Annotated in this window: 10 protein-coding genes; 2 read left to right on the top strand and 8 right to left on the bottom strand. The window is 47.8% G+C overall.

What is annotated here, in order from left to right; translation table 11 throughout:
• Window positions 1–77 precede the first annotated feature (77 nt).
• The 6 genes from CAP50_RS05910 to CAP50_RS05935 all read right to left on the bottom strand — a co-directional run bounded on the left by CAP50_RS05910 (window position 78) and on the right by CAP50_RS05935 (window position 9,458).
• A complete protein-coding gene (locus CAP50_RS05910) occupies window positions 78–890 on the bottom strand; it encodes a pteridine reductase (protein WP_100749344.1) in 813 nt (270 codons plus the stop codon).
• 98 nt (window positions 891–988) lie between these two features.
• Window positions 989–2,176 (bottom strand): tRNA nucleotidyltransferase, encoded by a 1,188-nt coding sequence (locus CAP50_RS05915; RefSeq protein WP_100749345.1) that lies wholly within the window; start codon window positions 2,174–2,176, stop codon window positions 989–991.
• Between the two features lie 212 nt (window positions 2,177–2,388).
• Window positions 2,389–4,710, bottom strand: coding sequence for an NADP-dependent malic enzyme (locus CAP50_RS05920; RefSeq protein ID WP_075100997.1), 2,322 nt, complete (start codon window positions 4,708–4,710; stop codon window positions 2,389–2,391).
• 381 nt (window positions 4,711–5,091) lie between these two features.
• A complete protein-coding gene (locus CAP50_RS05925; RefSeq protein WP_100749346.1) occupies window positions 5,092–6,558 on the bottom strand; it encodes a protein adenylyltransferase SelO in 1,467 nt (488 codons plus the stop codon).
• Between the two features lie 478 nt (window positions 6,559–7,036).
• Window positions 7,037–8,215: an acyl-CoA desaturase gene (locus tag CAP50_RS05930; RefSeq protein WP_193833354.1), complete on the bottom strand. Its 1,179-nt coding sequence runs from the start codon at window positions 8,213–8,215 to the stop codon at window positions 7,037–7,039.
• A 484-nt stretch (window positions 8,216–8,699) separates the two neighbouring features.
• Entirely contained in the window at window positions 8,700–9,458 is a 759-nt protein-coding gene (locus CAP50_RS05935) for a glycerophosphodiester phosphodiesterase (RefSeq protein ID WP_241900667.1), read from the bottom strand.
• Window positions 9,459–9,805: 347 nt separating this feature from the next.
• On the opposite strand from CAP50_RS05935, the gene CAP50_RS05940 reads away from it, so the two are divergent.
• Entirely contained in the window at window positions 9,806–10,771 is a 966-nt protein-coding gene (locus tag CAP50_RS05940; protein ID WP_100749348.1) for a hypothetical protein, read from the top strand.
• A 107-nt stretch (window positions 10,772–10,878) separates the two neighbouring features.
• On the opposite strand, the gene CAP50_RS05945 is transcribed toward CAP50_RS05940, so the two are convergent.
• Window positions 10,879–11,490: a cob(I)yrinic acid a,c-diamide adenosyltransferase gene (locus CAP50_RS05945; protein ID WP_100749349.1), complete on the bottom strand. Its 612-nt coding sequence runs from the start codon at window positions 11,488–11,490 to the stop codon at window positions 10,879–10,881.
• Between the two features lie 197 nt (window positions 11,491–11,687).
• On the opposite strand from CAP50_RS05945, the gene cysS reads away from it, so the two are divergent.
• Complete coding sequence (gene cysS / locus CAP50_RS05950; protein ID WP_100749350.1) at window positions 11,688–13,148, top strand: cysteine--tRNA ligase; 1,461 nt, start codon at window positions 11,688–11,690, stop codon at window positions 13,146–13,148.
• Between the two features lie 209 nt (window positions 13,149–13,357).
• On the opposite strand, the gene CAP50_RS05955 is transcribed toward cysS, so the two are convergent.
• On the bottom strand, window positions 13,358–13,603 hold a 246-nt coding region (locus CAP50_RS05955), incomplete at its 5' end, for a transposase (RefSeq protein WP_172953071.1).

The raw sequence follows: 13,603 nt of genomic DNA on the forward strand, positions 1-13,603 counted from the left end.
ATACCTGATTTTTTTTAATTTTCAAGTAAAAGATAGCCTGTCAGACAGATATTATTCAAAATCAGCTGTTTTTTTGATCAAACACTACCACCTGCCAAAGTCAAATGGCGTCCACCATCGATGGTGATAATCTCGCCTGTGACATAGCTGGCCTGTGCTAGATACAGCACGCTATGGGCTATCTCATCAGGGCGACCAATACGCTGCATCGGTATAGAGCTGAGGATGTTTTTTTGTTCATCATCATTGAGGGCCTGATCACTATCAGCGTCGGGCAATATATTGACGCCTGGCGCGACGCCATTGACTCGTACACTAGGTGCCATCTCAAGCGCCAAGGACTGCACCATCATACGATGCGCTGCCTTCGCCATATTATAAGCGCTATAGCCTTTAAATGGCTTATCATGAGCATGGATATCTAGCAAACTAATGATGCAGCCGTGCTGCGTTTGTAGATGAGGCAAGAATGCTTGACTGAGTAATAACGGCGCTTTGGCATTGGTCAAAAACAGCTCGTCCCACTGCTGAGTATTAATGCTACCAAGGGGGCTAGGATAAAAACGCGAGGCGTTATGCACCAATACATCCAACTGACCAAAACAGGATATGATGTTCGCTACAAAGTCGTTTAGGCGCTTAGGCTCATTGACCAGCTTTAAGTCAGCGACGATCATCGCCGCGCTATCAGGACGGCGGCGATTGAGATCGGCAGTGAGCGCCTTTGCTTGCTGCTCACTGTGACGACAGTGGATAATGACTCGGTAGCCTTGAGTATGCGCCGCTTTAATAATAGCAGCTCCGATACGTTTGGCGCTGCCAGTAACGAGCATGACAGGCGCGCCTGCGTTGGCAGTTGCCGACTGAATAGGGATAACGGCTTGATTCATAGTCTATCTGTATTTTTGGTATAAAGGAGTAAAGTCGCAGCAGTACTATATCTTAGGAGTTATATCAGGACGCACTTTGACGGTTCGGTTATCCTCACTTAAGAGGGGTGCTGAGTGTCCAGATGATCTATGCGCGCTTGCCGTAATGCTGCACCAATTTCTGGTCCTCGAAGTCCGGCTTCGATATCCTCCATACCAATCGCGTGAAAACTATTGAGAGCCAGCATCATTTGCCGATGCTGCTTTGCCAAATGAAAAGTATGACTACATACCAACAGCTGTGAGAGCTTCTCAGGTGCTTTATGAGCGCCGCAGGCTTGTATGAGGTCAATTCTTTCAGCGGCATCCAGCTCATTGATAGCGGCTAGGGTAGAGAGCTGCTGGACAAATAAATTGGCAAATTGAGTATGTACTTTGGGCACTTTGACCATGTTGCCAATTTGGTTGATATTTTTTGTCGCAGAGGCAGTCTCAACGCTAGAGTCTGTGAGAGCATTTGTAAACACATCAGCGCTCAGGCTCGTCATCAGTAGCGCCCAGCGCTGTGATAAATTCAGCTGCATTTGACCAGCAAAATATAGTGCCGTCTGCACCGTCTCTCTTATATGCGTATTATTCCAAGCCCCATGTAATGGCGCAAAATACTCGGTAAGTGCACCGATATCAAACAACTGCTGCCAGTACACATGCGGGGAGAGCTGCATCATCGCGCGGCTCGATTCTTGCCAAATGCGCTCACTACTGAGGTGAGCAAGCTCTCCTGAGTGGACCAGTTGGCGCATCAATGCCAGTGTCTCCTCAGCGATGGTAAAGCCCAAATCATAATAACGCCCATAAAATCGTGCGGTGCGCAGTACCCGTAAAGGGTCTTCACTAAACGCAGGTGAGACATGACGCAAGGTCTTATTCGCAAGATCATCCAATCCGCCGTAGTAGTCGAGCACCTCGCCTGTCAGCGGCGTGTCATCGGTTAGGCTAGTGACTTCTATCGCCATTGCATTGATGGTCAGATCACGGCGCTGCAGGTCTTCTTGCAAAGTAACATCGATGCTGGCATGGATACTAAATCCTTGATAGCCGACGCCTTGTTTGCGCTCAGTACGCGCTAGCGCATACTCTTCATGCGTTTTTGGATGCAAAAACACCGGAAAGTCTGCGCCTACTTGTACAAACCCAGCACTGATCATCTGTGCCACTGTCGCGCCCACGACGACGTAGTCTTTGTCCTTGATAGGTCGTCCTAGTAGCTGGTCGCGGACTGCCCCGCCAACAAGATAAATCTGCATGATAGCCTCGTATTATCGCGCAAGTTAGGACTGATATGTGCCATCAGTCAATGACAATAAAAAACCAGCCATCGCACTGAAATAGCGATGGCTGGTTTTAGTATAACAGAGGAGCGCTATCCATAGAGGTTAGCGTCCTTTACGTTGGTACAATATTTGAAATTTGAAGTAACGAGCGAAGGGATGTCGATGCGACAAACATCATCATGCCATTATTGGTTTTCGTTTTCCAAATCCTGAGCTTCCGTCACGGCAAGTGCTGTCATGTTGACCACACGGCGCGCGGTTGCTGATGGTGTTAGGATATGGATAGGCTTACTGGTACCCAACAAGATAGGGCCGATAGAAGCGCTATTTGTCGCGGTTTTTAGTAAGTTAAAGGCGATGTTTGCTGCATCTAGCGTTGGCAAGATCAGCAGGTTCGCCGAGCCTTTTAGTGGGCTTGATGGCATGTCTTCTAGGCGAATGTTTTCGTTCAACGCCGCATCACCTTGCATCTCACCTTCAAATTCAAAATCGACGTTCATATCGGTCAAGATTTGATAGACTTTGCGCATCTTCACCGCGCTGTCACGGTTTGAGGTACCGAAGTTTGAGTGTGATACGAGAGCGACACGAGGCGTAATACCAAAACGACGTAGCTGCTCAACGGCCAAGATGGTCATCTCAGCCAATTGCTCTGCTGTTGGGTCTTCGTGGATATAAGTGTCCGCGACAAAGATGTTGCGATCTTGCATCAGTACCGCATTCATCGCATAAAAGTCGCTAACGCCTTCTTTTTTATCAATGACACTTTGGACATAGTCTAAGTGCAATTGATAATGACTAAACGTACCACAAATCATGCCATCCGCATCGCCATTGTCTACCAGTAGCGAGCCAATTAGCGTGGTCTTGCGACGTACATCACGGCGGGCAAGCTCGATACTGACGCCGCGGCGTTTGTTTTTCTCGTAGTATCCCTGCCAGTAGTCTTTGTAGCGTGGATCGTCGTCTTGGTTGACGATAGTGATGTTTTCACCATCTTTTAGGCGCAGACCGAGTCTTTTGATATGATCTTCGATGACAGCTGGGCGACCGACCAAGATAGGGTGGGCAAGCGCTTCATCGACCACAACTTGCACTGCCAGTAGGACGTTGTTGTCTTCACCTTCACAGTAGACGATACGCTTTGGTGCCGCTTTGGCACGCGCAAAGACAGGCTTCATCACAAACGCTGAGTTATAGACAAACTCAGATAGGCTCTGACGATAGGCGTTCATGTCAGCGATAGGCAAGGTGGCAACGCCTGAGTCCATGGCGGCTTTGGCAACGGCAGAGGCAATCTCGATGATGAGGTTTGGCTCTAGTGGGCCTGGAATTAAGTAATCACGGCCAAAGCTCTTCATCTGCTCGATGTTTTTGACGTTGCTGGTTGGGGTGGCTTCGACATGTGCCATAGCAGCGATTGCTTTTACACAAGCGATTTTCATCTCTTCGTTGACTGCGGTTGCGCCTACATCTAGAGCGCCGCGGAAGATGTATGGGAAGCAAAGGGCGTTGTTTACTTGGTTTGGATAGTCTGAGCGACCAGTCGCCATGATGACGTCAGGACGGACAGCATGCGCCAGCTCAGGCATGATTTCAGGGGTTGGGTTGGCAAGAGCAAAGACGATTGGGTCTTTTGCCATACGGCGAACCATATCTTCGGTCAAGGTGCCGGGCATTGATAAGCCCAAGAACATATCGACATCGTCCATGACTTCTTCGATAGACGTCGCGGTGATGTCACGAGCATAGCGCTGTTTGGTTTCGTCTAGATTTTCACGGCTGGTACTGATGATACCGCGAGAGTCTGATACGATGATGTTGTTTTTATCGACGCCAAGCGCGCAGATGATATCTAGACAAGAGATGGCAGCGGCACCTGCGCCTGAGCACACCACTTTGATTTCTTCGATTTTTTTGCCAGTGATTAATAAGGCATTGAGCATGGCGGCCGCGACGATGATAGACGTGCCGTGCTGATCGTCATGGAACACCGGAATGTTCATACGCTCGCGCAATTCGCGCTCGATTTTGAAGCATTCTGGGGCTTTGATGTCTTCTAGGTTGATACCACCAAAGGTTGGCTCAAGAGAGGCAACCGCTTCGATAAACTTGTCTGGATCGTTTTGGGCAATCTCGATATCAAAAACATCAATGCCAGCAAATTTTTTGAATAGTACCCCTTTACCTTCCATCACAGGCTTAGATGCCAAAGGCCCAATGTTACCCAGACCTAGGACGGCAGTACCGTTGGTGATGACGCCGACCAAGTTGTTGCGAGCTGTATATTTGGCAGCAAGCTTTGGATCTTTTTCGATTTCAAGACAAGGTACTGCTACCCCTGGCGAATAAGCCAAGGCCAAGTCACGCTGGTTTGCCAGCTGTTTGATAGGGGTGACTGAGATTTTACCTGGGCGCGGAAACTCATGATAGTGCAAGGCAGCTTGTTCAAACTGCTCTTTTTCTGAACTGTGGGTATCCGTATTCAAAGTGGTATCGTCATTCATAATAATTGCCATGGTTGGAATAAATTGGAATAAAGTAAATGGAGATAAAAAAATAACGCCGCCGTCTCAACGCTTATTGAATGATAATAATCAAAGAGAACATCGGCATTAAAAGGGTTATGATCGGCAGTTTAATATCAGGCCAAAAAAGCAATCCAGCGAAAACCGTTATTCTAGCACTATTGGCAATTCACTGCCTAGTCAACTCGGCCCAATTGTGCGAATAATATAATAAAATGATATTCGTTATTTCGCTGGTTGATAATGCCAAAAAACCCCATGACATATCAACCTTAATTTTATAATGTTTCAAAATATTACAGTCTATAAAGGCCAAAGACACTGTTTTGTGTGGTCTGAGGTGTTAAATGGCTAAACCAATTATGAAGAGCAGCTAATCGGCATTTGCGGCGCATGAGGGTCGGGTGGCAGGGTATCGAGCTCTGTTGCGATATCCTGTACCTGATAAGGATGCGCAAGCAAGGTAAAGACGCGTTCCACTTCCTCAAACTGACCTTGTTCTGCAGCCGTAATGGCTCTGTGTGCCATGCTATTACGCAGTACATAGACAGGGTTGTGTGCCTGCATGGTAGCCTGTGCCTCTGCGAGTTTTGAAGACTCGATGAGGCTAATATAACGCGCTGACCAATCTTGCCACACTTGCTGCGCCTCAGGGCTTAACTCAGCAGTCATGGTGGTCAATAATTGATGCTCATATGGATAATCCTCTGGCGCCAGCAAGCCAAGTAGCGCCCGAAAACTGTTGGTGTAGTCGAGTAAGTTGTCCTCTAATAGAGTCAACCACTCAAAAGCCACACTGAGGCTCTCGCTTCGATGCGGCAGTCCAAGCTTCTGACACAGTCCTTGCTGATAGTGCTGCATAAACGTCGCTTCATAAGGCGCTAAGCAATCAGAAAGCGTCTCACGGGTGACGCCGTCTAAACGCATAAAATGTGGCAACCAAACGTTTAGGTTCCAATGACCAATCGCTGGTTGGTTTTGATAGGCGTAGCGTCCCGTATGATCAGAGTGATTATTGATCCAAGCAGGATTAAAGCGCTCCATAAAACCAAACGGACCGAAATCCAAGGTGCTGCCAGTGATGGATAAGTTATCGGTATTCATCACTCCGTGGGCAAAGCCGATCAATTGCCAGTCGGCAATCATTCGTGCCGTCCGCGCAACGACGGCTTGCAAAAATGCGAGCACAGGTATCTCGCTCTTGCGGCACTCTGGATAATAAGTATCAATCATATAGTCGGTAAACTCACCGAGCAGATCAGGGGCAAAGCTTGCGATCCACTCGACATGACCGAGGCGAATATGGCTGTCTGCCACCCGCATCAGTGCAGCGCCAGCCTCCATGCGCTCGCGGCGCACACGTGTATCAGAAACGACAAAGCCCAAGGCATTTGAGGAAGGGATGCCAAGCTGGGTGAGTGCGTGACCGCATAAATACTCGCGAATGGTACTACGAAGGACCGCGCGGCCATCTCCCATACGCGAGTAGGGCGTCAGACCGATACCTTTGAGATGTAAGTCTTGTCGCTGCTCATTATGATCAATGACTTGCGCCATAAGCAGCCCGCGACCATCGCCCAATTGCCCCGCCCACTGACCAAACTGATGACCAGCATAAGCCATGGCCAAAGGTCTAAACTCGGCAGGCACATATTGTCCGCCTAGGATATCTACCCAGCGAGCCATGAGCGTATCATCCTCTGCCCAGCCCAACTGCTGCGCGACTTGAGTATTAAAATGGCCGGCGCGCGGACGCTCTAAAGGCGTCGGCGGCTGTTCGTGATACAGGCGCGTGTCGAGCGTGACATAGGTGTTTTGATAGCGCATACAAGCCCTTCCTACTTTTAGAGTATTGGTTTTTTGATACTATTTTGGTACTAAGTGATGAGTATGGATTGTTTGGTTAAGCGTTCGATTGATAGGCAGCTACGCGCACTATAGCACAGCACGGATAGCGCCGCGTTTCACTCTGTCCATCTCTTGTAATCAAGCATGTTTTTATAAAAGTTATCATCGTATGGTGTGCTGGCAAGCTCGCTTTATTTAAGACAGGTATCGTCCTACTGGTATCAACAAGGGCGCTGTTATGTTGGATGGACTATCGTCGTTTGAATATCACACTGTACGAATGATAAATGAATGATAAAAAAATCCCTCTATCCATGACAGATAGAGGGAAGGAGAAACTTCAGGTGGTTTGATTAATTAAGCTTTCAAGACTGAATCTCGAGGACTAAGTTTTAAAGACCAAGTTTTAAAGACCAAGCTTAGCGATCAAACTCAGTCGCTATGGGGTTAAGCGCAGTTAAGCGGCTTTTTTGCTAAGACCGATTGAGCGAAAAGCAGTCTTTAGGTTGCTATTATGCTCAAGGATTTTTTGTTCAATCTTTGCATAGTCGTGTTTTAGCTTGTCATCTACTTCATGCAAACGATCAGCATATTCAGTCTTTTTCAGCTCAATGGCTTTGGCTTTTAGCGCTTGCCATTCATCAACGGTCTGCATAAAGGCATCGTATTCAAACTTAATGCGATCTTGAAAGTTTTTCATCGCATGAGGAATGTCGATGCCACCTGCCGTCGCCGTCTCGATCTGCTGCTGGGCTTTTTTAAACTGCATTTGCACTTCAGCATGCTTGATGGTCGTGTCATCGACCGTACGCAGCTCACTGGTCAGACCGATCTTTGATAGCCCTGCGATCAGCCATTTGGTTGGGTCATACTGCCACCATTTGACACCATTACGATAGTCGTATTGGAAGAAGTGATGATAGTTATGATAGCCTTCACCCCATGTAAATATCGCCAAAAAGAAGTTATCACGGGCACTGTTGGTATCGGTATACGGGCGCGTACCAAACATATGACACAAGGAGTTGATAAAGAAGGTAAAGTGATGCGTCAATACCAAACGCAGCAGGCCTGCAATGATGAGTGTGCCCCAAACATCCCCTAATAGCCAACCAATTGCAGCGACCATACCGACGTTCATAGCAACCACCCACAAGCCATAATACTTATGCTGGATTTGCAGGACGCGATCTTTGGTCAAGTCGGGGATGTTTTTGTAATCGAACTTACCACTAGGGTAGTTGCGTAGCATCCAGCCAATATGACTGAACCAAAAGCCGCGCTTGGCAGAGTATGGGTCATCCAAACGATCATCGACATGACGATGATGGCTACGGTGCCCAGATACCCAATCAAATGCTGATCCTTGTACCGCTAGGGTTGAGCCAAGCAATAAAAAGTTTTTGACAATAGGATGGGCTTTATATGCACGGTGCGACAGCAGACGGTGATAGCCTGCAGTAATACTAATTCCAGTCCATACCATAAAAGCGCCAAACACGCCCCAAACTGGTGCGCTGACGTCGTGAGTAAACAAATACCACGGCGTGATGATCGCAGCCGCAATCGGAGTGGCGACTAAGATAGTGGCTGGAATCCAGTTGATCGGCGCTTTGGTAAACTCAAACTCGCGCATGTCGATACTTGCTTCTTGAGACCCTGCAACTGGCGCATCGATATGTGCATAGTTGCGCTTGGCAACTGGCTGCTCACCGAGCGAGCTTTTCGTTTTATTTTCATCAAAGCGCGTTTTAAAGCGTGTGATTTGAGTGCTGGCGGTCTTAACAAGCGTGTCACCAGATTTGATAGCGAAACGTAAGCCTTTAAGCGGTAAGCCAAGTGCTTTTTTTGCAATCATATAACATCCCTAACGGTATTCATTTAAGCGTCTATGGTACCCTAAAAAAACAATAAAGTGAACACTTATGCACTATAAAAATATTGCTAAATAACAACAACTTGTATGGATTATAGACTGGATAGGTCAAAATAGCGATAGACTTATCAGACATGAAGGAGAAGTGTAAGTGTTACAGTAGATATGTACAAAAACCCATGTCTCAGAATTGAGGGAGAGTCAGAAACTATAAATAAAAAGTTAACAGTGCAACCGTAACCTATTATCGGCCCAGTACCTGACTGGGGAAGTCGGTGATGATGACATCGACCTGCCAGTCGATCAGCTGCTGTATGGCATCGATATCATTGACCGTCCACGCACTCACAGGCAAGTTGTAACGGTGGCTATGAGCGATGATGGCTCGACTCAGCAGCGGATAATGCACGCCTAGCTGTACACAGCCCAACTGTAAAGCAGTATTGGTCGCGGTCGCCAGCGCTTCGGCGGTGCGAATGAGTAAACCTCGCGGTAGGCGTTTTAGCTGCTGATGCCGCTGCAGACGCACATGCAGCTCGGTGTCAAAGCTGGTTAGTACAATTGGTAAATGAATCAGCGGCGTGTCAATCAGATCACGCGCCAGCGCTTGGATAAGGGCGGTATAATCGGTGCACTCATGGGTCTTGATCTCAAGCTCAATGACAGAAAACTCGTGCAACGTCTGGGCGATACTGGCTAGGGTGATAATAGGATGACCGAGCTGTAGGTGTCGTCTGATCTCCGCTAGAGTCAGCTGAGCAATACGCGACTGCTGGCCACACATCCGCGCCAAATCCTCATCGTGAAAAATCACTAAATGACCATCAGCGCTTAGCTGGACATCGAGCTCTACACCAGCCAAACCATGGTTTTTTAGACGCCCGATATGCTGAAATCCAAGTAAGGTGTTTTCTAAGGCTTCACCGCGCGCGCCGCGATGACCGAGTAACAGCGTGTTTTTAAAGTTTATCATCAGATACAGTAATGAGTGTTTTAGGCTCATCATATCGCCTGAGATAGACGACGTCTAACAACATTTACGACTGCTATCTGGGCAAATGCCGAACCAAAATGAATCAAAATGTTGGGCGCTAGATTTGACCTTTAATGAATCAAAATGTTCGACATGCCCTATATAAATATGTCATTGTTATGTTTTTGCAACCAAACGCAGGTTTTGTGGCGAATGAGGGACGTTATTTGTATATCCATGGCAGACACTAATGACCATTTCACCCAAACACCGTATAATAATCTGGTTTTAACCGCTGGCAGCTAGGGTTTTGGTTTGAACATCAATCACTGTCCGTCAGTGACGGTACGAATTAGTAAACTGGGAGCAAAATACATATGAGCGTAGCAAATAAGAGTGTGAGCAAGTGGCAAAAAGTGGCTGGTATAGGCATGGTATGTGGTTTAGCGCTTGTCGGCTGTGATCGCTCAGAAAAAGAAGAGACGACAGAGACCGCTGAGCTGACAGAGCAAGAGTCCGCCGCAGAAAATGCTGCTGCTACTGCGGTCAGCTGTGATGATCCCATGGTGCAAGATCGCCTCAAAACGACACTAAAAAATACGCTCAATCAACAAGCACAGACGCTCGCTGCCAATTATGCAAATGACGCCGAGATCAGCCTTGCAGGCGCTAGCATTGCTGATAAGACCAATGGTGTTGTGATTGATGTACAAAACGCAGCAGTACTACAAGCAGCCAACAGCAATGGCATGACGACGTGTCAGGCGAGCGTCAGTATGACGCTCCCAAGTGAGGATTTGTATCAAGCCAGTCAAGTGCAAGCGGCCAACAATCAGCCAAGCCTGCAATCTCGTCTTGCGCAAAACAACATTCGTATCAATAACAACATGCTCGTGGATGACGCCTTTACCTATGTCGTTGGGGCTCAAGGCGGGCAAGTAAGTACGCGAATCGCAGGCCAGCCCGCGCTTCTCACTATCGTGGCTGATGTTATGGCAGGCTCTGTGTTTAAGTCGGCGATGGATGCCGCTCGCGCCGAGCGTGAGGCAGAACGCCGCGCTGCTGCACAAGACAATGAGCGTCAGTCAGCACCTGTGCGTCAGCCGCGCGCTGCCACACCAGTCGAGCCGATTCGTCCGATCCAGCCTACTACGCCGCCGACCATCGAGGTGCCAAGTACCAATAACCAAAATGAAAGCGCTAGTGCTAGCTCGCAAAGCAGTACAGCAGCCAACAGTGCTGCGACTCCCAGTGAGCCTGCCGCACCTGCGACGCCAAAAGCAGTGCCAAAAGATGACAGCATCGATATGGTCATTATCGAAGATGAAAGCGCTACTTATTAATCCATAAAAATCAGTAATGATAGTGGTTTTCAGAAGAAAAGAACCCTTAACGTCTTTACGTTACGGGTTCTTTTTTTTGCTTGTATATATCAGAAGTCTCGGGCCCGCTACTTATCACTGGCGAAGTTTTGTAACACCTGACTGTCCCAAAGTACCTCAGAGACCTGCTCAGGGTCTGTGCAAAAACGTGCCGCGACAAACAACCAATCAGACAAACGGTTGATTAAGCTGATGGCCGTTGTACGGATTGCTTGCGGACGCGCTTGCTGTAATAGGACTGCTTGGCGCTCAGCACGGCGACACACACTACGTGAGACATGCAGCTGACTAACCAGCAACGACCCAGTGGGTAAGATAAAGTCTTTTAGTGGCGCTAAGGTAGCGTTCATTGCATCGATTTGCTGCTCTAGCCATTCAATGTGCGTGCTGTTCACGCCTTCATATTCTGGCATGGCAAGCTCACCACCGATATTAAACAAAAGATGCTGAATAATCGCCAACGCCTCAGAAAGCTCGCACTCGTCCGTCTGCGTCTTAAATGCTGATAGAGCGCCCTGCTGCAAGTACGCACGTACCATACCGAGGTGTGAGTTTAGCTCATCAATATCACCCATCACGCCAAACAAGATATCGGCTTTGCTCACGCGGCTGCCATCTGCCATGCCGGTGCTACCATCATCGCCGGTACGTGTATATATTTTACTCAAACGGTTGCCCATCTTTATATCCTTAGCAGTTTTTATCGTTCAGTGGTGTTAGTTATGTGCTCATTGTAGTATTTTATGGCGGTTTTCGCTAAGATAATGGGTTAAGTTTTATCGCGTTGCAGAGTTTATGAGTATCCATGGATCGCTGCGCGTGATTTTTTGTCTGTTTTGTTTGTATTCCACTTATTTATATCAAAGGTTTTTTAACTATGACCACACCACTTGCCGATGCGATGTCTCAGCTGGCCATTTATGATTCACTGACAGGTAGCAAGCGTCAGTTTGTACCACTCAAAGCAGGACAGGTCGGCATGTATGTGTGCGGGATGACCGTCTATGATTATTGTCATATTGGTCATGCGCGTGTGATGGTGGCCTTTGATATGGCGGTGCGCTGGCTTGCGCAGCTAGGCTATGACGTCAATTATGTCCGTAATATCACCGATATCGATGACAAAATCATCGCGCGAGCAAGTAAAAATGGCGAAGAGATTGGTGCATTGACCCAGCGTTTTATCGATGCAATGCACGAAGATGCGAGCGCTCTAGGCTGCCAGATGCCAGATGCTGAGCCGCGCGCGACCGATCATATCGACGAGATGCAGCAGATGATTGGCAACTTGGTCAACAATGACTATGCGTATGCAGGGGATCATGGTGACGTCTATTATGCGGTCGATAGCTTTGCTGATTATGGCAAATTATCTAAGCGTAACTTGGATGATATGCAGGCAGGCTCGCGTGTTGAGGTCGAGACTGACAAGCGCAATCCGTTCGATTTTGTCTTATGGAAAGCGGCCAAACCCGATGAGCCGCAGTGGGCGTCGCCTTGGGGACAAGGGCGTCCTGGCTGGCATATAGAATGCTCAGCGATGTCGACCAAATGCCTAGGTGATACCTTTGATATCCATGGCGGTGGTCACGACCTACAGTTCCCGCATCATGAAAACGAAATCGCCCAGTCAGAAGCCGCGACAGGCTGCGAGTACGCGCGTAACTGGATGCATGTCGGCTTTATCAATGTCGATGGCGAAAAGATGTCGAAGTCACTGGGCAATTTCTTTACCATTCGTGATGTGACCGCGAAATACTTACCTGAGACGGTGCGTTTCTTCTTATTATCGAGCCATTATCGCAGTCAAGTAAATTTCTCAGACAGCGCTTTGGATGAAGCGCATAATAGCCTAAGCAGACTATACAACGCGCTAAAATTGGCCGAGCAACAAAAAGGGCAGTCAATCATAATCAATGCAGAGCTAGTGGCTAAAGCTTACGATAGTGCTGCTGGACAAGATTTTATCAAAGCCATGAATGATGACTTTAATAGCTCAACGGCGATTAGTGTGTTGTTTGGCTTGGCTCGAGATATCAATAAAGCCGTTAAAGCTGAAGATGTGACGGCGGCATGGCAGTCAGCCCAGCAGCTCAAGGCCTTGGCACAAGTGTTAAATCTCTTGCAGCAGCCTGTACAGCAGTTCTTGCAAGCAGTGACCGGAGAGCAGGCGGACAATGGACTAGATGATGCCGCTATCGATGCGCTTATCACTGAGCGTCATGATGCCAAAGCCAACAAAAACTTTGCCCGCGCCGATGAGATACGCGAGCAGTTAAAACAGGCGGGTATCGAGCTTGAAGACAGCCGTGCTGGTACCACATGGCGCCGCGCGTAAGCGGATTTGAGCGGACTTATACGATCATACTTGTTTTTTTACATACAAAGTCAGCTTGATGCTGGCTTTTTTTGTACTCAAAATAAATTTAGTCGATCCTAAATAAAGTTGGCATGCAAGATACTATGTGCAACGTGCTAAAGGTGTTTATTGTGCGCGGCGTTGGGACAGCACGCAAGGTATTAAATAAAAGGGGCTGTCCTAGATAACTAGTTCAAACCCTGTTTAACCCATTGTTTTAATTGTAGTAATTGCGACTTTGGGTCACTGTGATTAAAACGCCACTCACATTCCTTTAAATAGAGGTGAAAATGCTCTTTTGGAACCCCGTTAAACTTACGTAGATGCCGTTTAGCTTGGTTCCAGAAGTTCTCTATACCATTGATGTGATTCTTGTCATTAACAAAGGTTTTGGAGTGGTTGATACGATAATGAGTAAACTCACTGACATCTAA

Origin of the sequence: Psychrobacter sp. L7 (genome assembly GCF_002810365.1) — a bacterium.
GTDB lineage: Bacteria > Pseudomonadota > Gammaproteobacteria > Pseudomonadales > Moraxellaceae > Psychrobacter > Psychrobacter celer.